The organism is Rhodobacteraceae bacterium M385 (genome assembly GCA_025141835.1).
GTDB lineage: Bacteria > Pseudomonadota > Alphaproteobacteria > Rhodobacterales > Rhodobacteraceae > Gymnodinialimonas.
This window is the reverse complement of the sequence record CP081102.1, coordinates 2,922,566-2,946,707: the sequence shown is the minus strand read 5'-3', so window position 1 is coordinate 2,946,707 and position 24,142 is coordinate 2,922,566. Positions and strand designations below refer to the sequence as shown.

Sequence of the window (24,142 nt, the reverse complement as noted above, 5' to 3'; positions counted from 1 at the left end):
CTTATGGTTGCTAGCCGAACCGCGCCACGTCGCGGCCCGCCTTGCGCAAGGTCGAGGCCTGCGCGGCCCTGACGGCCTAAGCCCGCGTCACGGCAATATCATCAGCCAAACTGATGCGCCGACAACCGTGAGCGCCGTGCCGATCAACACCGTGGTGGCCACAATCCGCCGCGCCACGCCGTACATATCCGCAAAGATATAGGTGTTGATCCCCGGTGCCACGGCGGCGGTAATCACAGCACTGCGCATCTGCCCCGTGCTTAGCCCGCCATAGGTGCCAATGGCCCATGTCAGCAGGGGATGCACGGCCAAGGTCAATACACACAGCATCGCAATCAGCGCCATGTCGCCTTCGGGTTTGTAGCGGTAAAGCACGCCGCCAAGGCCGAACAGCGCCGCCGGAAGCGCTGCGCGGATCATCAGGTCAAGGGCGTCCTGGACCACGGCGGGAATAGGCAGCCCCGTCAGGTTCACCACAAAGCCGCAGCAAATCCCGATCATCAGCGAGTTGTGGAACATCGCATCCGCCACGGTTCTGACCAGCGCAAAGCCCTTGGTCTCGGCCCGTGCGATCTCCATCGAGGTGATGCCGATCAGGTAGCAAAACCCGGCGTTGAAGGCGATGATTGCATAGTTCGGCCCCAAGGCATCAGATCCAAAGGCGCGTTCCGTGACAGGCAGGCCCAACAGCACGGTATTGGTAAACATCGCGGTCATGCCGATGGCGATACAGTCGGTCCAGGGTCGGCCAAACAGCAGCCGCGCGCCAAGGATACCAAGGGCAAAACAGGCCGCCGCGCTGCCGAAATAGGCGGCCAGAAGCCACAGATCCAACTCGGCCCCCAAATCAAGCGAGGCGATGCCGCTGAATAACAGGCAGGGAAGGGCAAACTTCTGGGTAAAGACCATCAACCCATCGGCGGCGCTGTCCTTGAATAATTTAGTCCAAACAGCCAGATAGCCCGCGCCAACCAGAAGAAAGACGGGCAGGACGATGGAGAATAGGACACTCATCTAAACGTTGTACGTCAAGGTCAGCCCATCAAAGGCCGGGGTCACATGGTCGGGCGTTTCAGCGTCCAAGGTGGCGTAATCAAGGTCGATGTGCATGTTGGTGAGTACGGCCTTCTTCGGCGCGGCACGCTCGATCCATTCCAAGGTGTTGGACAGGTGGCTATGGCTCGGATGCGGTTTGTAGCGCAGGGCGTCCACAATCCAGGTGTCCAGCCCCTCCAGCACCGTCCAAGCGGGCTTAGGGATGTCCGAGACATCGGGCAAATAGGCGACATCGGCGACCCGGAAGCCAAGGGCATCAATATTGCCGTGGGCCACCTCGAACGGGGTGAAGGTCAGCGGCCCGCCCGCCCCCTCAATCGTGACATCCCCGGTGATGGCGTGAAGCTCCAAGATCGGCGGGTAGGACGACCCCACAGGCTGCGCGAAAGCATAGCCGAAACGGCTTAAAAGGTCGTTGGATGTGGCCCCATCGGCATAGACGGGCAGGCGGCTTTCGCGGTTGAAAACGATCATCCTCAGGTCGTCGAGCCCATGCACATGGTCGGCGTGGGAATGCGTATATAGCACGGCGTCCAGATGCCCCACGCCCGCATCCAACAACTGCCCCCGCATATCAGGAGAGGTGTCGATGAGCACACGCGTCGTGCCATTTTCCCCTTCTTTTTCAACAAGCAAAGAACATCTGCGCCGCGTGTTTTTGGGGTTCTGCGGGTCACAGGCCCCCCATATTCCGCCAAGGCGCGGCACGCCGCCGGAAGAACCGCATCCAAGGATGGTGATGCGCAACTCAGCCATGGGACGCCTTCCAGAACAGGCGGTCAAAATTGGCCGTGGTTTGTGCCGCGAATTCCTCATAGCTCAGCCCGAAAGTCTCGGCTGCCTTGCGCGCTGTGTGGGCAGTGAAGGCGGGCTCATTCCGCTTGCCGCGATGGGGCGGCGGCGCAAGATAGGGACTGTCGGTTTCCACCAGAATACGGTCGAGCGGGGCGGCGGCGAATATATCGCGCAGCTCTTGGCTTTTGGGGAAAGCGGTAATGCCCGACATCGACAGGTAGAAGCCCAAATCCAGTGCCGCCTTTGCCAGTTCAGCCGACGAGCTGAAGCAATGCATCACGCAGGTGAACGCGCCGTTGGCGTATTCCTCGGACAGAATGCGGGCCATGTCCTCATCCGCGTCACGCGAATGGATGATAAGCGGCAGCGTGGTGCGCCGCGCAGCCTCAATATGCAGGCGCAGGCTGTCTTGCTGAATAGCCATGCTGTCGGCGGTGTAATGGTAGTCCAACCCAGTCTCGCCGATGCCCACAAACTTGGGGTGTTTTGCGAGCGTTTCCAATTGGTTGAGGGTCGCCATTGGCTCTTCAGCGGCGGACATCGGGTGGGTTCCTGCGGCCCAGAAAACCGGGGCGTAATTATCCGCGATGGCTTGCACTTGGCCCGCGTTTTTCAACCGTGTGCAGATCGTGACCATACGCGTGACACCCGCATCCAAGGCGCGGGAAATTACCTCGGGCAGCTCTTCCGAGAGGCTGTCGAAATCAAGGTGACAATGGCTGTCAACGATCGTGGGGTTGGTCATGGGGGCTCTCATGCGGCCAGCCGGGCCGCCATCCGGTCCAGGTCGAGGAAGATATCAAACACCAGCGCGGCGGGGTCAAGGTTGACCGCCTTGCCGCGCCGGGCGCGCGCGGTCAGGGATTGCGCAAGACTGGCCCATTCGCGGGCGTGGTGCGGCGTGGGGGCGAGGCGTTGCAGCGTCGTGGCCTCGTTCGGGGTGATCTCGGTTGGCATCTGCCCCGTTGCCCCCAGTCGCGCGGCCCGTGACAGCGCCGTATCAAGGAGCGATAACGTCAGGGTAAACCGTGCCTCGTTGCCCTTGCCAGCGGTGCCTTCCGCCAAGCGGATTGCCAGTTGGCGGTCCATGTTTGGCAACGTTCCCAACAACTTGGAGATATCCGCATAGAGCCCCGGTCCGCCTTGTTCGGCCAGTGCAATCGCTTCGCCCACCGAGCCTTGGGCCAGTGTTGCAAGGGCCACACCTTCGGGCGGCTCCGCGCCCGCCTGCATCAGCGCAGAGGCCAGATCAGCATCGCCCAGGGGGTTAAATCGCAACGTCCGACAGCGCGAACGAATGGTCGGCAAAAGGCCAGAAGGACGGTGAGAGATCAGGAACAAAACCGCGCCTTCGGGCGGTTCCTCCAGCTCTTTCAGCAGCGCGTTGGCGGCGGAGGGGTTCATTTCATCCGCGCTATCCACGATCACGACACGGCGCGCGTTCCCCGCAGACATATGGAAAAACCCTTTAAGTCCGCGCACTTCGTCCACGGTGATGACCGTTTTCAGCTTCTTGTTGTCTTTCTCGTCAACCGGGCGGCGCAGCAGGAACAGGCCCGGCTCACTTAGCGCCGCCATGCGGTGCGACACGGGATGATCCGCTGAGATATCAAGGCTTTGCGGCGGCGGCGGCGCGCCGAACATGCCGCCGTCATCGGGCGGGGGCGTAGCCAGAAGAAACCGGGCGGCCCGCCAAGCGAAGGTGGCTTTGCCGACGCCTTTGGGTCCGGTCAGAAGCCAGCCGTGGGGCAGCCGACCCGAGGTGGCGGCGGTCAGAAACTCGGCCTCGGCGGCGGCGTGGCCGAACAATTGTGCCGCGTCGCGCGGGTGCGGCGCACCGTCGATGCGATCGGATTCGAGGGGGAGATCATCAGCCATGGGCAAGGTCTATCACGGGGCGCGGGCGGGGTGCAGGGTAGATCAATGGTATATCAATTTCGAAACCGGGGCCGGAGCAAAGGCCGCTCATCGGCGCGAAAGCCGCTCGGCCACGATCTGCGAAAGCGCCGCCGCAATGCTGTCAGGATCGGCGGAGGCATCTACCAAAACGCAGCGCTCCGGCGCTTCCGAGGCCAGCGCCCGAAATCCGGCGCGAAGCTTCTGTTGGAAGGGCAGGCCGAAGTCCTCAAACCTGTCTTCGCCGCTGTCGCGAGCAAGGCCGCGCGACAGGGCCAGTTCCGGGTCCATATCAAGGATCAGGGTCAGGTCCGGCTCCACATCAATGGCGGCGGCGTGGATGCGATCCACAAGACCGCGCAAATCGCCGCGCGTGGCGCCTTGGTAAACACGGGTGCTGTCGGCGAAGCGGTCGGTCACCACATCCCGGCCTGCGGCCAGTGCCGGGCGGATTGTGCGTTCCAGATGGTCGCGACGGGCGGCGGTGAACAGAAGGATTTCCGTCTCGGCGCTCCAGCGATCCGGATCGCCCTCCACCAACAGACGCCGAATTTCCTCGGCCCCGGCAGAGCCGCCCGGCTCACGCGTGCGGATGGGGTCGCGCCCTTGGGCCTGCAACCACTCAACCAGCCGCTTGGTTTGAGTGGATTTGCCAGAGCCGTCGATGCCTTCAAGGCTGATAAAGAGAGGGGACATCGGGGCAGGGCGCTTTCAGCTGAGGTGTCTTGCCCGCAGGTTTTGCACGGGCGGGGGCGATAGAGCAAGGCGGGCCGCCGCAACGCCTGATACAATCCAGACAGAACAGGGGCGCGCCCGCGCCGGGTGGCCCCTTGGGCCGCGCGGCGCCACCTCCAAAGTGCCGGGGCCCAAAGTGCCGGGGCCCAAAGTGCCGGGGGATGCCCAAAGGGCATTGCCCTAACACGGGAGCGTTTGGCCGCCAATCTGGGAGGGAGTCTAGAAGGCGGGCGTTTCCCCACCGCCCGCAACCATGCCGCGCACGCTGGACCAAGCCGCCCCGATGCGCACCATCGGCCCGCCCCGTTCCACATCGGCCATCGCCACGACGGGCACGCGGGCCTCGAACCCGTGGACGCCTTGGGTGACGTGCAATTCGCCCACCACATCGCCCGCCGTTACAGGGGCGGGCAGGGGGGTGGTGAAGGTCAGGTTTGCCTCAATCTCAGGGTCCAGAAGCGCGGGCAGCAGCATTTCGATACCTTCCGAGGGGGCGAGGCCCACGGTCTCTTCGCTGCCCAGAAATACCGGTGCTCGGGCGATTTCAACGCCCGGCTGCACCACGTCACGCATCACGAATTGGCGGAAGGCCCATGTCACGATACGCTCTGCCTCGTCAGCGCGGGCTTGTGAGGAATCGAGCCCCGAGATTACGAAAGTGACCCGCCGGTCGCCCTGCATGGCAGAGCCGACAAGGCCGTAGCCGGCCTCTTCCGTGTGGCCGGTTTTCAGGCCATCGGCCCCGATGCCCAGACCCAAAAGAGGGTTTCGGTTGAAGCGGTTAGCGGGGCTGCGGTTCTCGTAATCGAACTCGGTTTCCTGGAAATAGGCGTAGTATTCGGGAAATTCTTCGATCAGCCGTTGCGCCAGAATGCCCAGATCGCGCATCGACACCCGGTGCTCGGGGTGGGGCCAGCCAGAGGCATTGGCGAAGGTGGAGTTCATCATCCCCAACTGCCGCGCCCGTTGGGTCATCAGCGTGGCAAAGCCTTCCTCGGTCCCGTCGGGCGACAGCGCCTCGCCCAGGGCGACGGCGGCGTCGTTGCCGGACACAATCACGACGCCACGGATCAGCTCCTCGACCGTGGGGCGGTCTTGGGTGTTGAGGAACATGGTGGAGCCGCCAAAGCTCATGGCGTGGGCCGAAACCGGCACCCGTGTTTCCAGCGTCAGACGGCCATCGCGCAGCGCCTCAAACGCCATCAGAAGCGTCATCAGCTTGGACATCGACGCAGGCGGCAAAGCCTCATCCGCGTTGAGCGCCAGCAAAACCTGCCCCGAGCTATGGTCATAGACATAAGCCGCGCGGGCCTGTGTGTCATAGCCCTGCGCTTGCGCAACAATGGCAGAGAGCGAAACAAAAACCGCCGCGAGGAGTGTCGCGGCGGGTTTGGTTAGAAAAGCAATATGCATAGCGACCTAAGCGTTCCAAATGTGTCCAGAGCCATAGCTAAAGGCGAAACACATCCAACATCAAGGTGCCGCGCTGTCACTCGCGAAAAGCTGCTTATGCAGAGCGACGCGTCGCGGGGTTAGCGCCGCACGAAGAAGGCGTCGTCAAAGCCCAAGTCACGCACATTGGCCAAGATCGCTTCCCGGGTCTCGGTGCTGTCGGCGGGGCCGACAACAACGCGCCAGAACTGGCGGCCGTTGGTGGTTTGGTCATAAATCGTTGGCTCCAGACCCACGCTACGCAGGGATTGCCCGGTGTTGGTGGCGTTTTCCTGGACCGAGAAGATGCCGATCTGGATGTAGGGCTGCTCGGGCGCGCCAGCGGCGGGCGTACGGGCCGCAGCGGGGGCGGGCGCTGCCGCATCAATTGCAGCGGCGGCGGCGGCGATGGTGGTATCGGCCCCGTCTAGTGGTGCAGAGGTGATGTCGCCCGCAGCTGCAGAGGCGGCGATATCTTCACCGGGCGCGAAGGCATCAGGGGCGGCTTCCGCCGTCTCGGACACTTCTTCACGGCGCAGGGCCGTTACGTTCAACATCGTCGGGTCGCCCGCCAGCGCGCCAATGGCGGCGGCAGCATCGGACGAAATCTGAAGCTCAGGGCCGGGGTTGTCGCGTTCACGGCGGAACAAGGCGCCAATCACGAAACGCCCGTTTTCATCGTTTCGGATAATCACACGCTCTGGATCGGTGACATCGGGATGCGCCACCCAAACGCCACCAAGCGAGGGGCGACCATCCCAAAGGCCTTCGGCTGTGGCTTCGAAAATCTCGGGCGCTTCAACGTCACGCTCCACCAGCCGCGTCGCGCCAATGGGCGCGGGGCCGTCTGCGTCCGCATCCCGAGAGCTGAACAAGCCGCCCTCTTCAACGCAGCCCGCAAGGGCGATGACAGGGACTAGCGCCATTGAAAAAGCGCGGATTCGGGACGTGTGGCGGATTAGGGTCATACTGCTCATCTCTGCACTCTGTCCCCACGCGTCAGGCGCGCAGGTGATTATTAACTCTACCCGGACGTTGCCGGACCGGTCGCTGCCGGTTGTGATCCTATTGGCGGACCACGCCTGTAATGGGCAGACGTTACACCACCGATTCGCATCTGAAAAGCCGCCTTGTGAAGATCGTGGCAGAGAGTGGGTTTCAGAATCACACATGTCACAGTATCGCAGAGGTTCAGACCCGTTCGAGCGCAGCCTTGAACCGCCGGAGGAGTGGCAGAGTGGTCGAATGCACCGGTCTTGAAAACCGGCGTGCGTGAAAGCGTACCGTGGGTTCGAATCCCACCTCCTCCGCCAGTCTGACCTTTTCTGACATTTCACCACATGCTCTGAACGATCAATTTTGATTGTTTTTCAAAGCGATGGGCTTTGCGCTCGATTGTGCCGGGTTTTGTTGGATTGCGCCTGTATGCTTGCCTTGCGTGGTATAGAGTGTGGTATTTGATGGCGGCGCTGGGCGGTAAGCTGACTAAAAAGCTGGTAGAGAATCTTGGGCCGGGGCGTCATGGCGATGGCTCGGGCCTTTATCTGGTTGTCGATCCTTCGGGCGCGCGGCGCTGGATTGTGCGTGTGACCGTCAAGGGACAGCGCAACAGCAAGGGCGCACCGCTTCGCACGGATTTCGGGTTGGGCGGCGCTGATGTCGTTTCGCTCAACCAAGCACGGGAACGGGCGCTTGAGTATCGGCGTATGGCGAAGTCGGGCCTCAACCCTCGCTACAACGCCCAGCGTGAGGTGCCCTCGTTTGAGGAACTGGCCCAGCAAGTCCACATCGACCGCCTGCCCACATGGAAGAACCCCAAGCACGGGCAGCAATGGCTCAACACCTTGCGCGACTATGCCTTTCCCAAGATTGGCCGGATGCCCGTGGATAGCATTGGCGAGCCTGAGGTGATGATGTGCCTGTCACCGATTTGGACGGACAAGAATGAGACGGCAAAGCGACTCGCGCAGCGGATGAAGGTGGTTCTGGACGTTGCCAAGTCGAAGGGGTTTCGATCTGGCGAGAACCCAGTGACAGCCGTGAAAGACGCGGGCGTTCTGCCCAAGGTCAAAGCAAAGGCACAACACCATGACGCGATGCCATGGCGCGATGTGCCTGCCTTCTATGCAGAGCTTGAAGGGCGGAGCGCGATGGCCGCGAAGGCGCTGCAATTCACCATCCTGACAGCCGCGCGCACGTCTGAGGTGTTGGAGATGCAATGGCCAGAGGTGGATTTCGACGCGTGGCTTTGGACCGTGCCAGCGGAGCGGATGAAAGGTGGCAAGGCGCACCGGGTTCCGCTCACGGACAAGATGCTGGCAATCCTTGAACCGCTCAAGGCTATGGCGTCCAGCTATGTGTTTGAGGGGCAGAAACGGCACAGGCCGCTTTCCAATATGTCGATGCTGATGCTCTTGCGCCGGATGGGCCGGACAGGCTTCACTGTTCATGGGTTCCGCAGTTCGTGCCGCGATTGGGCGTCCGAAGTCTCTGGCGCACCATACGAGGTGGCGGAGGCGGCGCTGGCCCATAGAGTAGGGTCCGAGGTGGAGCGAGCCTATGCGCGGTCTGATTTGTTGGAGCGGAGGGGGGAATTGATGGCGGTATGGACAAGTTTCGCAGCGTCTCTTGTTCCGACAGGGGGATAGGTCGTGGCACGTCGCAAGAATTTGGTAGTCGGTCGCGGCAACACTTCATGGTTCAAAACCGCACTTGGCTATCAGGATATAGCCACGGTCGAGAGGTTTCTTGAGTCTCGTTCGGAAAAAATAGATCTAGATTTCGACGTAATTGAACGTCGTTGCGGAAGGCGTATTGAAGACGCAACCAGAGTTGAGCTTCAAAGGGCATTGCATATGATGTTGTTGGGCCAGCGTGTCGAGTTGTTCCCTGCCCTGGCCAGTGAATTTTCGAGTTTTGTTGGCTACCCCTACGCAGACGCCAAGACGGAGCGAGAATTTAACGATCTAGTGGCGCGGCTGGGAAAACACGCTGCAATGCTTCGGGCGACGCTTGACGAACTTATTGAGTTTGACTCCAATTTGGCAATCCCGCCGCGTAACAATCGCGACCTATACCCAACAGAGTATTCGGGACGGAAGTCAGTTGATGAGCGCTTTGGATTGCTCGACCCATCCTTCAATCCAGAGGATGTTGATTTCTCAGACTATCTCACTGTCAGGCGGTGGCTAGATTACTACGAGCATTTTGCTGGCAAGAACGAAACATTCAACAACTTTTGGTCTTCGCGGTGGACCGATGAAACTGGCCATGACCTATTTGAAAAGATGATACGGCGCTGCGTTGTAGCGCTAAGGAAGTCTGGCTTTCCTATGGGTTTGGCAGTCCCGACAGACGTTGCGCCGGATTACGAATCCCCAGCAATTTCTGTTTTGTTGGAGATGCAAGAAGCGTGGAATAGTGCGTTGACTGTTGCTGTGGACGTTGGAGGGTATGAAGAACGCTCCTTCAACTATCGGCAGATGAGATATTTGACTGCCCAAATATTGACTGACTGTGAACGTTGGGAGGAGGTCGCTGTGAGGGTGGCTTCTGCGCGAATGCGACAATCCAGATAAGGAAACTATTTCTGACGCCACTTGGATTTTTAGCGCGGGAAAATTGAACGTAATCCCAAGTCATCTGTAACCAACCCAAGAGGTTCACTGATGGCTGACATCTACGACGACGACCGTATTTACTTCCCCGAAGACCCAGAGCTTCGCGTTCTAGGCGACCGTGACAAGCTCGCCCAATGGCGGCACCGGATGACTGGGCCTGCCTTTGTCCGCATCGGACGCCGCATCGGATATTTTGGTGTAGATATTAACGCCTATTTGGAAGCGCAGCGGATCGATCCCAATGGGGAGGCCGCGAAATGAAGAACCCCCACTCCGCAAGCGGGGCAGGGGCTTTTCGAGTGACATCATCTGCCACCCTGAACAGTTCAGGTGATGCCACACTAGGCCTTTTCCACGCAACTCAATTCGACAAGCGGCTTCGCTGGTGCCCGCGTAGCAACTCGATCCAGCCGTTTGAAACGCACAAAGGACGCATCACCGATGTCTGAACACTGGAATAGCAAACCGACGCAGGTTTTTTGGACCTGCAAGGCGCTCACGGATGGGCGCACCATCACCCACCTGGATGAGATTGGCGAAGGGCGCGGCTGGCGTCTTAGCGCAATCGTCCACAATTTGCGCCGGAGGTACGGCTGGCCAATTGAGGTGGAATACAAGGGGCCGGAGCGTGGCGCACTATCGCCTGACGCCGGGGGTGCCGTGGCAGGCGCTTAGGTTCCCCCGGTCGGCTATGGGGGTGCGTAGCACGCTCAAGGCGGCTCAGGCGGTCAAGGAAGAGACCGCTGATGGGTAAGTCAAAGAAAGACGGGGAGGGGCAGTATGTGCCCCTTTCCTACGCCCAGCTAAAGTGCGCGGCTTGGCGCAACCTGTCTGGCGCGGCGGTGAAGCTCTGGCTTGAGCTGCATACGCGCTACAACGGCGGGAACAACGGCGCGTTGACGCTTTCCTATGCCGAGGCGGGTGAGGCGCTGGGCATGGGCAAGGCGACGGTCCAGCGGGCCTATGCGGAGCTGGTGGCCAAGGGGTTTCTCTCGCTTGAGAGGGAGGGGAATTGGTATCATCGCCGCGCTCATGAGTGGCGGCTGACGACCAAGCCCGTGCAGCGCACCAAGGGCAAGCAGTTGGCCACGAACGATTGGCGCAATTTCAAGCCGCCATAAAAACAGAACGCGGTTCTGGTGCGGAGCCGTCGCTTGTTCCGGTGGATCCGATCCAGAACCCAAGGGGCGGCTATGGTTCCAAACTGGAACCCGTCAGGGCGTTTTTAGGCAGTCGCCACGGTTCTGAAACGGAACACTAATAGTAACCACTCCTTCCCTTATGCCGGGGCACCGATGCTTAGGGGGAGGGGGGCGGGGAAAACTTCAGAGGAAAGCCGAACGGGACCGAAGCGGGAACGCAAAAACGCGCGTCCACAATTCGGGGACTTTGGGCGCGGCATAGATGGAAGGATAGCAGATGGCAGGCAAGGCAGAGTTGGTGGAGCGGGGCGAGGTGCCCTTGTTTCCGTTGATTAAGAAGACAGGCGACCACGACTACACGGCGGAGGCGCGAGAGGGCACCGACATGAAAGCCCTGGTGGGCACCAAGACGACCGAGGCGGCAAATGGCGTCTTTGTCTCAGCAATCGCGGCGCTGGGCAGTCACGCGGCACGCTATGGGTCGATGGCGTCGGCCAACTTCGCAGAGCTTGAGCCGCGCGACGCAGTTGAGGCGATGTTGATTGCGCAGATGTCGGCAACCCATGTGGCGATGACCTGCATAATGGAGCGAATGCACGGCGCATCATCGTATCAGGTGCGCGAAAGCTACGAGCGGTCGGCAACGCGGCTAAGTCGGACCTACCTGGCTCAGATGGACGCGCTCAAGAAATACCGCGCGAAGGCGCAACAGGTGGTGCGTGTCGAGCGGGTGACTGTTGAGGAAGGCGGGCAGGCTATTGTGGGCAACTTGACAGGGGCAGGGGGCGGTGATGGCGAAAAACGACGTTAACCCCATAGACCCTACGGAACGGCTCAGAAACGCGCCCAGGTGTACCGCCAAGGCTAAAAGCACAGGTGAAAGGTGCCAGAACCCCGCCAAGCGAGGATGGGAAGTGTGTCGCTTGCACGGGGCAAGTGGTGGCGCGCCACGAGGGGAGGCGCATCCGAACTATCGGCACGGGTTTCGGACGGGGGAGATGAAGCGGGTACGGGCACTCACGCGGATGTTGGCGCGGCCGGGTTAGGCAACGCGGGTTATAGCATTGGTAGGTTGCTGCAAGGATCCGGCGCGAGCCACGCGGCTAGAAGTGAAACGCACCACCGATGCGGAGTATCCCCAGCGTTTCAGTTTCGTTTGTGCCAATGGAGATCCCGCTGCCTCTAACCTGGCTTGGAAAGTCCATTAACAGGAAATCGGCACGTAAGGAAAAGTCGTCTGAGACACGATAATCGGCACCCAAGCCGATGACCCAGCCGAACTCGAATCCATCAATATCAGAGAGCGAATTTCCGGTATCTTCCACAATCTCGGCACCCGCGATCCCTGCGGTTACGAATGGGAATATGTCACCCATGTCGGTACCAAGGCGCGCTCGGGCAGAATAGATCCCCTGAATGCTCTGATGGCAATCCGGCAGGCCGCTGAAGCAGGTTCGACCGGATCCGTCTGGCAGCGTTCCCTCAATGCCTGAAATCATTGCATCGACTTCGATGCCATAAACCAAAGATCCGTGTTGCTCATTGTATCCGGCAAATACACCGCCGACCACGCCATCGATGTCAACGGTATTCTCAAGGCTTGCAAAGGTATTCGTTTGCTCCACCGCGCCCGAGCCGTACCCAATGACGCCACCCGCGTAGAAGCCGGACCAGCGCGAGTCTTCGGCTTGGACGGGACTGACGGTGGCTACAGCAACTCCGAGTGCAACGGCAAAGCGATGGTGCAACATAAGAATCCCCTAAGATAAACTGCCTTGACCATACAGATTGATGCCGCGGTTTCATCATTCTATGCAGGCGAACCCTCATGAACCTGAGAGATGTGGTGCCAGCGCAACATGCAACTCGAGAGATCGCGTAGACAGTGAGCGGCTGTCAAAGTGGGGGGAGGCGTTAGGTTGCCAGCCTCGCACGCAGGACCGGGTTTGCTGCGCGGTTTTTCGCGCCGTCAGTTTCAAATGAAAAAGCAGCTTGCCGGTAGCAGTACTGACGATGCAATCTCGGCCAAATGACGCCGTAACCTTTCTTCGAGAGGTGCACCCTCCAAACCGCCATGTGGTATATAATGTGGTATGTTCGTGAGGGCGTCTAGAATTTATTAATAGTTATTATGTACTTAAAGAAATTGCACTAAAGACACCTCCTCCGCCACTGACCTGATGCTCAAATTGCAAACTTTAGGTTTAATGACATGCGCGAAGGCGCACCTCTTTTGTGCCCTTGCGTGTGTATTGTTGGCCCCATCAGCGGGGGAGATGCGAGCTTTTGCAGGGCGGTTGGTGGCACGTCGTCGACCCTGGCTTGCCTGATCCGGGTGTGTGAAGCTGGAATTCAAGCGGCGCGATCCGTTGTTGGCAGACGACTTCGAGCTTCCCCGTGGCAACCTGTCGGAAGATCTTGAGGACTCCCCAAAACTCCGGCAGCACGCGAAAACTTCCCAAATTCGACTTGCACCCAAACAGAGCAACTGCAATCACTGTCGCACCACAGGGGAGCCGCGTAATGCCGTGGCTGAGATGTAGGCGCAAACCTACGGACCCTCAAAGCTGATCTGGATAATGCCAGCGTAGCAAGGAGGACATGCAATGTTTGCAGGCGCACAAGTATCCCTTTATCCCATGACCGATGGGTTCATTGACGTCATCTTATCGTCGTTGAGCGCTCTCGATCCCTGGCGGGACAAGCTGCGGATAGAGACCGATGATATCTCTACATTGATCGTTGGCCCGCCGGAAATCTTGTTCCCCGCACTGCGCGACCTCTATAGCGCGGCGGCTGCAAGCGGGGTGCATCTTGTCTTGCGCGCAACGCTCTCACGCGGATGCCCCGGTGAGCCGGATGACCCGATTTGCCAGACCAACGCGCTCGCCAATCCGTCCGAACCGCTGGCTGACCGTCAGGATCGTGCCCTGGCAACCATTGCCGATACCCCAGAGAAGGGGCAGGTCGCCGACGCGCAGTTCTCGCTCTATGTGATGGGTGCTGGCGACCATATGGCAGAGATTATGGGATGCATCGACTTCCTCAAGAAAAGTGGAACGTTTGACCGTTCCAAGAACTTTTGCACCCGGCTGACAGGGGATGCGGGGCCGGTTTTTGCGACGTTGGAACAGGCGTTTTGCCAGTTCGGCCCACCACAGGGCCACGTGACGATTGATCTAACGGTGTCAGCTAACAGCCCCACCAAGCGCTGAGCCCATGCATCGCCCCGTCCCCCGCCGTCCCGGGGGAGGCTTGGCCCGTGGCATTCCTGCCGTTCTTAGCGTGGCCAGCGCCTTCCTGATATGGGAAACTTACGTCCACATCTCGGGGATTTCGCCGCAGATGTTGCCCGCGCCATCGCGCGTGATGACCCAAATCTGGCTCAACCGCGAGCTTCTCTGGGCCAATACGTTGCCCACGTTGCAAGCGACCTTTGCAGGCTTTGCGCTTTCGCTGAGCGTCGCTTTTGGCCTGTCCATCGTGCTGGATTTTATGCCCGGTGTTCGCCGGGCGTTGTTCCCGATCTTTGTGGTTAGCCAGACCCTGCCATTGGTGGCCATCGCACCGCTTGTGGTGCTTTGGTTCGGGTTTGACCTGACGCCCAAGGTGCTTTTGATCGCACTTGTCACATTCTTTCCCATGTTGGTTGCGTTGGTCGATGGCTATGCCTCTACCGATCCGGAAATTGAGGATCTGATGCGTGCCATGGGGGCGAACCGCACCCAGATTTTTCGCATTGCGCGGTTTCCATCTGCGATGCCGTATTTCTTTGCGGGTCTTCGCATTTCCATCACCTATGCCGTCGTTGCAGCTATTTTTGCCGAATACGTCGGCGCGAGAGCGGGCCTTGGGATTGTGATCCTGAACGCCAAGAATAGCTTTCGACCTGATCTGGTTTTGGCTGCGGTGGTGATCAGTTCTGTCCTGACGTTGGCCCTCTTTGCGGTCACGGCGCTTCTGCAAATGATCGTCCTGCGTTGGCGAGATGCCGGGGGCGCTCCATGACCCTACTGAGCATGAAAGACGTGAGCGTCACCTTGGGTGAAACCGAGGTGTTGGACCGCATTACCCTGTCCGTAGCAGAGGGGGAATTCGTATCCATTCTTGGTCCGTCTGGCGCGGGGAAATCGACCATTTTTAAGTTGTTAACTCGCGCGCTACGACAACGAAGCGGCACGATCACGTGCGAAGGCCAGACCCTTTCTGGTCGTCGCAATGACTTTGCGTTCATGCCGCAGCGTGACGCGCTGTTGCCGTGGCGACGGATCATCGACAACCTGACCCTTGGGCTCGAGGTGCAGGGTGTGGCGCGCAAGGAAGCCCGATCCCGCGTCGCGCCACTGCTTTCTGACTTCGGGCTGGCCGATTTCGCGCAGCATTATCCCGCTCAACTATCTGGCGGGATGCGCCAGCGGGCCGCACTTTTGCGAACGGTCATACAAGGGCGCCGTGTGCAGCTCCTTGATGAACCCTTCGGCGCTTTGGACGCCTTAACCCGCATGCAGATGCAGAGGTGGTTTGAAGCACGCTGGCAGGCCTCTCGCTGGACGACGCTACTTGTGACGCACGATGTCCGCGAAGCCGTCGCCTTGTCGGACCGCATCTATGTGCTGTCGCGCCGGCCGGCCCAAGTGATCGCGGAAATCACTGTCCCCCACGCCCGACCGCGTCTTGGTCCTCGTACGCCTGCGCAGGCTCATGACGTTGAGGCTTACATCCTTGACCTACTTTTTAACCAAACCGGAGATATTCAATGAACAAGACCGTTTTCGCGGCCCTTCTTGCCTTTGCCCTGCCAGCAAACGCCCAAGAAAGTCTTAGCGTGGCTTTGGACTGGACGCCAAATACAAACCACGTTGGCCTTTACGTTGCGCAGGCTATGGGGTGGTTTGAAGAGGCCGGGTTAGATGTCGATATCCTGCCCTACACAGACACTTCTTCTGGTACACTCGTAGCGGCAGGTGTGGCTGAGTTCGGTATTCTGAGTGCCGTGGGCTTTCACACCCAACGTGCGACTGGAGCTGACATGCAAGCGGTGATGGCGGTGGTCCAGCACGAGACCGGGCGACTTGTTTTCAATGGAGAGCGCGAGGATATCCAGCGTCCGTCTGATCTGGACGGGATGATCTACGCGGGCTTCGGCAGCGATTGGGAAAACGCGTTAATCTCTTCGATCATCCGGTTCGACGGCGGGGTGGGGGAGTTTGACACTGTCACGCTCGGCACATCGGCCTATGAAGCGTTGGCGAACGGTCGCGTTGATTTCACCTTAGAGGTCAGCACCTGGGAGGGGGCGAACTCAGTCCTGCTGAACCGCCCCCAACGCGCATTCCGCTATGCTGATTTTGGTGTGCCCGATCAGCATACAACCTTTTTAGGGGGCAACGGGACGTGGATTGCCGAAAATCCTGAAACAACCGCAGCGTTTGTGCAGGCAGCCCAACGCGGCTACGCCTTCGCCGCCGACAACCCAGAGGACGCCGCAGAAATTCTGATCGAAGAGACCGCAGGTTTGCTAAGCAACCCCGACCTTGTAAGGGCCTCAATGGCCGCGCTGACTGACGGCGGCTACTTACGCGACCCAGCTGAGCCTGTGGGCCTGATTGACGCCGCGATGATCGAAAACATCACGAGCTTCTTGTTCGAAGCGGGCATCATGCGGGACGCTGACGGCGTCGTTCTGGACGCTATGCCCGACGTGTCTCAATGGTACACGAATGACTACCTTTTGCTGGCAGATTGACGGCAAGAGTATCGCGTTGGGCAGCGCGACGGTGCTGCCCAATCTGAAATTTAGTGCAGTGGGGCGGTCTGCGTGCAGCGGCCATTCGTTGCATCAATAGATGCGGTCGTTCGGGGCCAATAGCAGCGCACGAATGTAAGCGCGGAATGGAAAAGCTCACCGCATGCAGGCCCATAGTCCGTCTCCACTGCCGCAGTAATTGCTTTCATAAGAGCGACGCCAAAACGCGACAGCGCCACTTGCATGAAGCGCAAACTCTGACATCCTGCGCGAATTCCCGTGGACGGAGGCCGCACCATTCCAGATACTGATTTTCAGAAGGCGCTGACCCTGCGACATTTGCGGATCATCGCGGCGTTGGCAGAGCTGAAGCTGGTCGCAAGGGTGGCCGAGGCGTTGAATGTGACGCAACCGGCTGTTTCCAAACAGATCGCAGATTTGGAGCGGATTGTCGGCATCCCTGTTGTGACGCGGGACAGGAACCGGCTGTTTCTGACGCCTGTCGGCAGTCGCCTTGCTGACCATGCCAAGCAGGCGCTGGCGCAATTGGATCGTGCGGCCTTCGACATCGAGGCGATGGCAAGTGGCGTGTCGGGATCTGTGTCGATCGGCGTCGTCAGCACTGTCGCGCCGACCCTGCTGCCGAGCGCAATTGCATTGTTCAAGCGCAGCACACCCGAGGCCAACCTGTCCGTTTCCGAAGGCCATTTTGTTGAGCTGCTCCCGCAATTGGAGGCGCAATCTATTGACCTGATGATATCGCGGGTATGGCAGCCACAGGAATTGCCGGGGATCGAGCAGGTTGCCCTCTTTTCAGAGCCGATCGTGGTGGTGGCGGGACGCAATCATCCCCTTGCGCGTTCCCCTGACATCATTTGGAACGATGCGGTTGGGTTCCCTTGGATCTTGCCACAGGCCAATTCACTCGCACGGCGGGCGGTGGATGCCCTGTTTGCGACCAATGGACTGACACCGCCAGGGAACACGATTGCCTCTCTTTCGATGACGTTAAACCTCGAGTTGATGCGGGTTATGCCAGCCCTAGGCCTGATGCCACAACGCTTGGCCCAGACACAGGCCGCCCGTGGCGAGGTCGCCGTGTTACCGCTCGACACTCAAGGCCTGCTTTCAGAGGCCCGCTGTTTCTGGCAGCCCGAGCAGATTGCCCAGAATGCAACCCTGGCGCTGTTCCTCAAGTGTCTGAAGCAAGCAGCTGACGAACCTGACATCATTCCTTTTGGTTAATGTATTAGGCGTATTTATCAATTTTTTGCGCCGCGAATCTGGAATACGTTAACGCAACGCGGATTTTGGGAGGAATTTTGTGTTGGCGCTTCATGGGATTGGTATGTGCGCATGGCTGTGAACAACGCCGTGCTGGTTGCCCTGTCGGCGTCCGAAGTCCTTGCTGGTTTTCGCAACGGCAGTCTCACGCCCGATACCTATATCGCCGCCTGTCTTGAGCGTATTTCCCGTGTGAATCCAAAGGTTAACGCGCTTGCCGCCATTGATGGTGAGCGGGCCGTGATGGAGGCCGGGAAATCCACGGCGCGGTGGGCGGCGGGTACTCCGATAGGGCCCTTGGACGGTTTGCCTATCGGCGTGAAAGACCTGCAAGACACCAAAGGCCTTTTGACGACACATGGCAGCCAGCGCGCTCGCGGCAATGTCCCCGCCAACGATTTGCCCATGGTGGCAAAGTTGCGCGCGGCAGGGGCAATCGTGCTGGCAAAAACGAATGTGCCCGAGTTGGGTGCGGGCGGGAACACCCGCAATCCGGTTTGGGGGGCGACGGGAAACCCGTTTGACCTGAATCTGACGGCGGGCGGTTCCTCTGGTGGATCGGCGGCGGCGCTGGCGGCTGAGATGCTGCCACTGTGCACCGGCTCGGATACGGGCGGGTCGCTGCGCATCCCTTCTGCGTTGTGTGGAATTGTGGGCTTCCGCCCCTCTGTCTCGGTCGTCGCCCACCCGACAAGGCCCTTGGGATGGTCGGGCATCTCGGTCCTGGGCCCGATGGCGCGCACGGTGGATGACCTTGTTTTGATGTTGGATGTGTGCCGCGGGGCTGACTTGGATGATCCTCTGTCGTCCCCCTTGCCCGATGGGCCATTTGCGGCCACCCCAGAAGCGACGCTTGGTAATCTACGAGTTGGCTATAGCGAAGACTTTGGCGGCGCGCCGGTCGATCCGAGCATTCGTGCAACCTTCCGCGCCCGATTGTCCGCAATCGGACCCCATGTGGCTTCCTGCGACCCCGTCGATCTGAACCTTGGAGAGATGGACAAGACCTTCGATGTGCTGAGAGCAGAGAGTTTTTTGGCGGGCTTTGGCGCTGCGATCGAGGCCACACCGGAGGCTTTCGGCCCCTTTATCACCGCAAACGTGGCGCTTGGCCGCTCGTTCAGCTTGGCTGATCGCGCATGGGCGCACACTGAGCAAACGCGCATATTGCGAAAGTTCAACGCCATGATGGCGAATTATGATGTGATCTTGCTGCCGACAGCACCAGTCTCACCGTTCCCTTGGACGCAATCCCACGTCACGGAAATTGAGGGCACGGCGCAGGACATCTACTACCGCTGGTTGGCGTTAAGCTATCGAGGCTCGCTCATGGGGGGGCCTGCCCTGGCACTGCCGACGGGAAAAGACGCGCAAGGTATGCCGTTTGGGTTGCAGATGTTGGGGCCGGTCGGCGGGGATGCGGCACTGATTGCCACGGCCAAGGCGCTAGAGTCGCTGTTGGCGACCTCGCCCGAGACCGCGCGACCCCGACCTGATCTGGAAAGCATTGCACCTTCCAAAGTTGATCTGCGCTCTATCGTGACCCATCCGCCCATGCTGGCGGGCGGGACCAAATCCAACCTGCAAACGGCTGTGTAAAGACATGTGGCAAATCGCAATCGTTTTCGTCCTATTGCTTATCAGTGGCACGGCCTTCGCTTATTTGATGGGGGCTGTATCGGTACTGGCTTTCGTGGTTACCGATAAGGTGCAGTTTCTGTCCGTTATGCCGCAACGCATCTTCGCGCAGCTTGATGTCTTTGCCTTCATGGCGATGCCATTGTTTATCCTTACAGCCGAAATAATGGGGCGGGCGGGCGTTACCCGCAGTCTGATTGATTTCGCCATGTCCGTGATGGGCCGTCTGCGGGGGGGGCTGGGGCATGTAAACATCCTGACCAGCGTGTTTTTCGCGGGCATATCCGGCTCTGCGGTGGCCGACAGCGCTGCTCTGTCTCGCACCTTCGTGCCCGAGATGAAGGCCCGCGGCTACGATCCCTACTATGCAGGCGCGATCACGGCGGCGTCTTCGATGATTGGGCCGATTATTCCACCGTCGATCATCATGATTATTTATGGCGGGTTGACCGGGGCGTCGGTCGCGGCGCTGTTTGTGGCTGGCATCTTGCCGGGGATTCTATTGGCGGCGTCCTTGATGGCCCTAAACGCGGTGATCGCGAAGCTGAAAGGGCATCCCGGCGGCATTGCAGAAGAACTGCCCCGGTTCTGGCCCGCTCTGAAAAATGCCGCGCCTGCGCTTTGTCTGCCCATCGTGATCTTGGGAGCAATGGTCTTCGGGCTCGCGACGCCGACCGAGGGCTCGGCTATTGCCGTTCTGGCGGCGCTCTTTGCGGGGCAATTTTACTCCGGGCTTAGCTTTCGGATGATCTTCGATGCGCTGGAAGCCACGGCCAAGATGACCGGAACGATCTTCATCATTCTCGCGGCAATTTCCATCTTGGGCTATCTTGCAGGCCAATTGGGCTGGTCGCAGGCGCTGGCAACATGGGTAGAGTCCTTTGGGCTGACAGGCACTCGCTATCTGTTCTTCTTGATCGTCATTTTCCTGATTGCGGGCATGTTCATGGATACGCCCGTGGCCCTCACGCTTTTGATCCCGCTGTTTGCCCCACAAGCCATCGAACAGGGGATCAGCCCGATCCATCTTGGTATCGTGCTGTGTTTCAACCTGTGCATCGGCCTGATTACGCCGCCCCTTGGCAAATGTCTTGTGGTGGTCTCGGCGATGACTTCGATCAACTATTGGCGGTTGGCCTACGCGGCTTTGCCATTCATTCTCGTTCAGGTTCTTTTGCTGCTGGCGCTGGTCTATTGGCCAGCAATCAGCCTCGCGTTGCCAAGCCTGTTCGGGTTTTCCGTGAACTAAACTCAAGAGGGAGGACTACTTATGAAACTAAAGGCGCTGACTTTCGCAGCCCTGATGGCTATGGCGAGTACCGCAACAGCCGAAGTCAAGATCGCGCTCGATACCGGGCCAGATCTGGAAACATCGGGATCTTACAACTGGGCCGTAGCCTTTGGCGCGGCATTGACCGAAGCGGGCATGGAAGTACGCGAATTGCCACGCGGCTCCGTAGGCAACGAGGCCGAAAAGTTCGACCAAGTCGCCACCGGGCTTTTGGAGGTGTCGCTTTCGGATGTACGGTCTATCGCCCAGGTTGACCCCTTCATCTATGGCGTTCGTCTGCCATATCTGTTTGACGATCTTGCCCATCTGGACCGCACCCTGGCGGCGGGCAATGTCTTGGATCGCCTGAACGAGGCGCTCGCCTCGCAAGATGTCATGATCGCGTCGCTGGTCCCACTTGGACCCGCATCGGGCATCATCACAACGGATGCCGCCGTGCGCTCGCCTGCGGATATGGCGGACCTGCGGATGCGTGCGCTCGATGATGCACAAATCTCCATGTATCAGGCTTGGGGCTCTAGCGGCACCATCGTGCCATGGGGCGAAGTGCCCGCGGGCCTGCAAACTGGCGTTATTGATGGCTACCTCAACTCGCCCTTTGTGCCGATCATGTTCGGCCAAACCGACTTCGTGCGTAACTATGCCGATGCCAACGTGATCATCCCGCTGCGCGCGGTCTTGTTCTCGCGGTACTGGTACGATGGTTTGACCGATGAGGCGCGTGCCGCAGTGGATGCAGCCGTGGTTACTGCCGACGCCGCCACCCGTGCTTGGCAGGCAGAGGCCTCTGTGCGCGGTCTGACATCGCTCGAAGAAGCGGGTGTTACCGTTCAACGCCTGACGGACGAAGAGCGCGAAGTCTTCCGGGCAGCGTCGCTTGCCGTGTACGATTCGGACCTGATGTCGGCTGAAGACACAGCTCTTTGGCAGGAACTGGCAGCAGAAAGCCGCTAAATCTTTAATGGTGGGCCGCATCTGTGGCCCGCCTTTCCCATTTTCGAAAGCCATTGCCATGCGCCGCGTCATTCTGTCAGTCAGCAACAACGTCCACACTGTCGTCCGGCATGTTGCGGTCTTTGCTGTCTGCGTGATGTTTGTGACAGTGATGATCCAAATCGTTGCACGCTACGTCTTTTCCTCGCCCCCGATCTGGACCGAGGATGTTGCGCGATATGCGATGGTCTGGACCGGACTTTTGGGAGCAACACTTTCATTCAAGACCCGCTCTGACGCTGTCTTGATGGGGAGCGTCTTCCCCGATCGGCCCCATGCTCTGTCTTATATCGCCGAGGCGATCCAAAGCGCCGCCGTTCTGACCTTCGTTCTTCCGGTCGTCTATTTCTGCGTCATCGGCCTGAGAGGCGGTTTCTCCGGCGGCTACATCGCACGGCAGTCCGGCCTGACGGCTGACACCCTTGGCATTCCCATGGCGTGGATATCCATTTCGGTGCCGCTCGCGATGCTACTTATCCTACTGCACCTCGTGGCCCGATGGGCGGGGGACCGGGCCGAGGACGCGCCTGAGGCCGACCTAGACTAGCCAACTGACGGCGTTCGGCCCACCGCGGGGAGGGCGGTGTTTTTTTGGGCAGCCGTTGGCGTGAACGCTTAGGGATTGGGCAAGTCGGACCTACGGCCGCGCGAAGGTTCACAACCCATTGAGTTCCGCCTCCATGGCGTCAATCGACTGGGGTAATTATGCCCAGTAAACTCACCATCGTTGTCGTCGAGGAAGACCGGGATCGCGCCATCGCCATTGTCGATGCCTTGCGCGATCATGGGGATGATGGGGTACATGTGATCGGCGACACCAGCGGCCTGGCGCGCAAGATTGCCGCGTTGCAGCCCGACATCGTCTTGATTGATATCGACCATCCGACCCGCGACGTGATGGAGGAACTTACCCTTGCCTCGGGCCCGTTGGAGCGGCCGATTGCGATGTTTGTCTCGGGTGCGGGCAGTGGTTTGGCGAAGGCAGCGATTGAGGCCGGCGTGTCGGCCTATGTCGTGGACGGCCTGCAACCCGATCGGCTCAAGCCCGTGATGGATGCGGCGATCGCCCGGTTCCAGATTATGCGTCAGATGCGGATCGAACTGGACGAGACGCGCCGCGCTTTGGAGGACCGCAAGGTTATTGACCGCGCCAAGGGTCTGCTGATGAAGGCCAAGCAGGTGGATGAACAGGCCGCCTATGCCATTTTGCGCAAAGCTGCGATGGATCAGGGCAAGCGGGTCGCCGATGTGGCGCAGTCGCTGGTGACGGCGGCGGGGCTGTTGCGATGAAAACGACCTCGATTTCTGTGGCCTACATGCCGTTGGTGGATGCGGCGCCCTTGATCGTGGGTCAGGAAATGGGCTTTGCCGAGGCGGAAGGCCTTGATCTAGAGCTGATCCCCGCGCCCTCGTGGTCCTCTGTCCGCGATATGCTGGCCTTTGGGCGCGTGGATGTGGCCCATCTGTTGTCGGTGGTTCCGGTCGCGATGGCCCTGGGTTTGGGCGGCGTCACCAATGCGATGTCCGCCGTCTCGGTCCTATCGGTCAACGGAAACGTCATTGGCGTCAGCCGCGGGTTAGAGGCGAAGTTGCGCGCCCTTGGCCATCCCTTCGACTTTGCAGATGCCCGCGCGGCAGGTACGGCCTTGGCTAAGGTGGCTCAGGGCGGGTTAACCATTGGCGTGCCGTTCCCGTTCTCCATGCATGTGGAATTGCTGCACGTCTGGCGTGCCTCGACCCCTTTGGCCACCGTACCGTTGGAAATTCGCACGGTGCCGCCACCGATGATGGCCCAAGCCTTGGCCTCTGGCGAGATTGATGCCTTTTGTGTGGGCGAGCCCTGGGGATCGGTCAGTGTGGAAAACGGCGACGGCGCGTTGCTATTGCCGGGGCGCGCGATTTGGAGTTTCGCGCCGGAAAAAGTGCTCGCCACCCGTGCGGACTGGGCCGAGACTGAGCCGCATCTGGTTGGGCGGCTGATGCGCACGGTATGGAGAGCGGGCAGGTGGTTGGCCGATCCGTCAAGTCGGACGGCGGCGGCAGAGCTGTTATCGCGCCCGCGTTGGTTGGACGTGCCCGCCGAAGTCGTGGACAGGGCTTTGACCGGTGAATTGGCGATTTCCCAAGGCGGAGAGATCCGCGACGTGCCCGGTTTTCTGGAGTTCCACCAAGGGGCCGCCAACTTTCCTTGGCGCAGTCAGGGCAAGTGGATCGCATCTCGATTGGCCCACCGCATGGGGCTGGACCCGCAAGAGGCCGCCCGGGCCGCAAGTGGCGTTTTCCGCAGCGATCTTTACCGCAGCGCACTGGAAGGCACCGGCGCAGACATGCCAGGAGCCTCCGAAAAACTGGAAGGCGCCCTGCGCCACCCCACAGCGGTGGCGTCGGAGCGGGGGGAGATGATTTTGGAGAGGAATGTGTTTTTTGATGGGCGCATTTTTGATCCATCCGCCTGAGGATGCCTAAAATATAGGCCGCAAGAGCGCCGAATGCGGCGGTGCAGCAATTTCTTCCC

The 24,142-nt window shown here is 59.9% G+C and carries 25 protein-coding genes, 1 tRNA gene and 1 riboswitch; of the genes, 18 read left to right on the top strand and 8 right to left on the bottom strand.

Annotated elements, in window-relative coordinates; translation table 11 throughout:
* Positions 1-87 precede the first annotated feature (87 nt).
* From K3728_14335 to K3728_14305, 7 genes are all read right to left on the bottom strand, one after another.
* A complete protein-coding gene (locus K3728_14335) occupies positions 88-1,014 on the bottom strand; it encodes an AEC family transporter (GenBank protein UWQ94861.1) in 927 nt (308 codons plus the stop codon).
* On the bottom strand, positions 1,015-1,812 hold the full coding sequence (locus tag K3728_14330; GenBank protein ID UWQ94860.1) for an MBL fold metallo-hydrolase: 798 nt from the start codon (positions 1,810-1,812) through the stop codon (positions 1,015-1,017).
* Complete coding sequence (locus K3728_14325) at positions 1,805-2,596, bottom strand: TatD family hydrolase (protein ID UWQ94859.1); 792 nt, start codon at positions 2,594-2,596, stop codon at positions 1,805-1,807. Before K3728_14325 ends, K3728_14330 begins: the two co-directional genes overlap by 8 nt.
* A gap of 8 nt (positions 2,597-2,604) precedes the next feature.
* A complete protein-coding gene (locus tag K3728_14320) occupies positions 2,605-3,729 on the bottom strand; it encodes a DNA polymerase III subunit delta' (protein UWQ94858.1) in 1,125 nt (374 codons plus the stop codon).
* A gap of 87 nt (positions 3,730-3,816) precedes the next feature.
* On the bottom strand, positions 3,817-4,443 hold the full coding sequence (gene tmk / locus K3728_14315) for a dTMP kinase (GenBank protein UWQ94857.1): 627 nt from the start codon (positions 4,441-4,443) through the stop codon (positions 3,817-3,819).
* Between the two features lie 258 nt (positions 4,444-4,701).
* Complete coding sequence (locus tag K3728_14310) at positions 4,702-5,895, bottom strand: D-alanyl-D-alanine carboxypeptidase (protein ID UWQ94856.1); 1,194 nt, start codon at positions 5,893-5,895, stop codon at positions 4,702-4,704.
* Positions 5,896-6,014: 119 nt separating this feature from the next.
* Positions 6,015-6,890: an SPOR domain-containing protein gene (locus tag K3728_14305; GenBank protein UWQ94855.1), complete on the bottom strand. Its 876-nt coding sequence runs from the start codon at positions 6,888-6,890 to the stop codon at positions 6,015-6,017.
* 246 nt (positions 6,891-7,136) lie between these two features.
* Here K3728_14305 and K3728_14300 point away from each other — a divergent pair.
* The 7 genes from K3728_14300 to K3728_14270 all read left to right on the top strand — a co-directional run bounded on the left by K3728_14300 (position 7,137) and on the right by K3728_14270 (position 11,486).
* A tRNA-Ser gene (locus tag K3728_14300) sits at positions 7,137-7,226 on the top strand.
* Between the two features lie 147 nt (positions 7,227-7,373).
* Positions 7,374-8,561 (top strand): tyrosine-type recombinase/integrase, encoded by a 1,188-nt coding sequence (locus K3728_14295; GenBank protein ID UWQ94854.1) that lies wholly within the window; start codon positions 7,374-7,376, stop codon positions 8,559-8,561.
* A 3-nt stretch (positions 8,562-8,564) separates the two neighbouring features.
* A complete protein-coding gene (locus K3728_14290; GenBank protein UWQ94853.1) occupies positions 8,565-9,491 on the top strand; it encodes a hypothetical protein in 927 nt (308 codons plus the stop codon).
* Positions 9,492-9,581: 90 nt separating this feature from the next.
* Positions 9,582-9,794 (top strand): MerR family transcriptional regulator, encoded by a 213-nt coding sequence (locus tag K3728_14285; protein UWQ94852.1) that lies wholly within the window; start codon positions 9,582-9,584, stop codon positions 9,792-9,794.
* A 180-nt stretch (positions 9,795-9,974) separates the two neighbouring features.
* On the top strand, positions 9,975-10,208 hold the full coding sequence (locus K3728_14280; GenBank protein ID UWQ94851.1) for a hypothetical protein: 234 nt from the start codon (positions 9,975-9,977) through the stop codon (positions 10,206-10,208).
* A 71-nt stretch (positions 10,209-10,279) separates the two neighbouring features.
* Positions 10,280-10,654, top strand: coding sequence for a helix-turn-helix domain-containing protein (locus K3728_14275; protein ID UWQ94850.1), 375 nt, complete (start codon positions 10,280-10,282; stop codon positions 10,652-10,654).
* Between the two features lie 298 nt (positions 10,655-10,952).
* Positions 10,953-11,486: a hypothetical protein gene (locus K3728_14270; protein ID UWQ94849.1), complete on the top strand. Its 534-nt coding sequence runs from the start codon at positions 10,953-10,955 to the stop codon at positions 11,484-11,486.
* 292 nt (positions 11,487-11,778) lie between these two features.
* Here K3728_14270 and K3728_14265 read toward each other — a convergent pair whose 3' ends face one another.
* Positions 11,779-12,426 (bottom strand): outer membrane beta-barrel protein, encoded by a 648-nt coding sequence (locus K3728_14265; protein ID UWQ94848.1) that lies wholly within the window; start codon positions 12,424-12,426, stop codon positions 11,779-11,781.
* 748 nt (positions 12,427-13,174) lie between these two features.
* Positions 13,175-13,287, top strand: a riboswitch (TPP riboswitch).
* Between K3728_14265 and K3728_14260 the strand changes: the two genes are divergently transcribed.
* The 11 genes from K3728_14260 to K3728_14210 all read left to right on the top strand — a co-directional run bounded on the left by K3728_14260 (position 13,282) and on the right by K3728_14210 (position 24,083).
* Positions 13,282-13,890, top strand: coding sequence for a Ykof family thiamine-binding protein (locus K3728_14260; protein ID UWQ94847.1), 609 nt, complete (start codon positions 13,282-13,284; stop codon positions 13,888-13,890). Its footprint overlaps the riboswitch before it by 6 nt.
* A 4-nt stretch (positions 13,891-13,894) precedes the next feature.
* Positions 13,895-14,683, top strand: a complete 789-nt coding sequence (locus tag K3728_14255; GenBank protein UWQ94846.1) for an ABC transporter permease — start codon at positions 13,895-13,897, stop codon at positions 14,681-14,683.
* Positions 14,680-15,435, top strand: a complete 756-nt coding sequence (locus tag K3728_14250; protein ID UWQ94845.1) for an ABC transporter ATP-binding protein — start codon at positions 14,680-14,682, stop codon at positions 15,433-15,435. Before K3728_14255 ends, K3728_14250 begins: the two co-directional genes overlap by 4 nt.
* A complete protein-coding gene (locus K3728_14245) occupies positions 15,432-16,421 on the top strand; it encodes an ABC transporter substrate-binding protein (GenBank protein UWQ94844.1) in 990 nt (329 codons plus the stop codon). Before K3728_14250 ends, K3728_14245 begins: the two co-directional genes overlap by 4 nt.
* 273 nt (positions 16,422-16,694) lie before the next feature.
* Positions 16,695-17,666, top strand: a complete 972-nt coding sequence (locus K3728_14240) for a LysR family transcriptional regulator (protein UWQ97572.1) — start codon at positions 16,695-16,697, stop codon at positions 17,664-17,666.
* 117 nt (positions 17,667-17,783) lie between these two features.
* Positions 17,784-19,304 carry an amidase gene (locus tag K3728_14235; GenBank protein UWQ97571.1) on the top strand — a complete coding sequence of 507 codons (1,521 nt, stop codon included), beginning with the start codon at positions 17,784-17,786 and terminating at the stop codon, positions 19,302-19,304.
* Between the two features lie 4 nt (positions 19,305-19,308).
* Positions 19,309-20,592, top strand: a complete 1,284-nt coding sequence (locus tag K3728_14230) for a TRAP transporter large permease (protein ID UWQ94843.1) — start codon at positions 19,309-19,311, stop codon at positions 20,590-20,592.
* A 21-nt stretch (positions 20,593-20,613) separates the two neighbouring features.
* Positions 20,614-21,588, top strand: a complete 975-nt coding sequence (dctP, locus tag K3728_14225) for a TRAP transporter substrate-binding protein DctP (protein ID UWQ94842.1) — start codon at positions 20,614-20,616, stop codon at positions 21,586-21,588.
* A 58-nt stretch (positions 21,589-21,646) separates the two neighbouring features.
* Positions 21,647-22,174, top strand: a complete 528-nt coding sequence (locus tag K3728_14220; GenBank protein UWQ94841.1) for a TRAP transporter small permease subunit — start codon at positions 21,647-21,649, stop codon at positions 22,172-22,174.
* 158 nt (positions 22,175-22,332) lie between these two features.
* On the top strand, positions 22,333-22,917 hold the full coding sequence (locus K3728_14215; protein UWQ94840.1) for an ANTAR domain-containing protein: 585 nt from the start codon (positions 22,333-22,335) through the stop codon (positions 22,915-22,917).
* On the top strand, positions 22,914-24,083 hold the full coding sequence (locus tag K3728_14210; GenBank protein UWQ94839.1) for an ABC transporter substrate-binding protein: 1,170 nt from the start codon (positions 22,914-22,916) through the stop codon (positions 24,081-24,083). Before K3728_14215 ends, K3728_14210 begins: the two co-directional genes overlap by 4 nt.
* Positions 24,084-24,142: the final 59 nt, after the last annotated feature.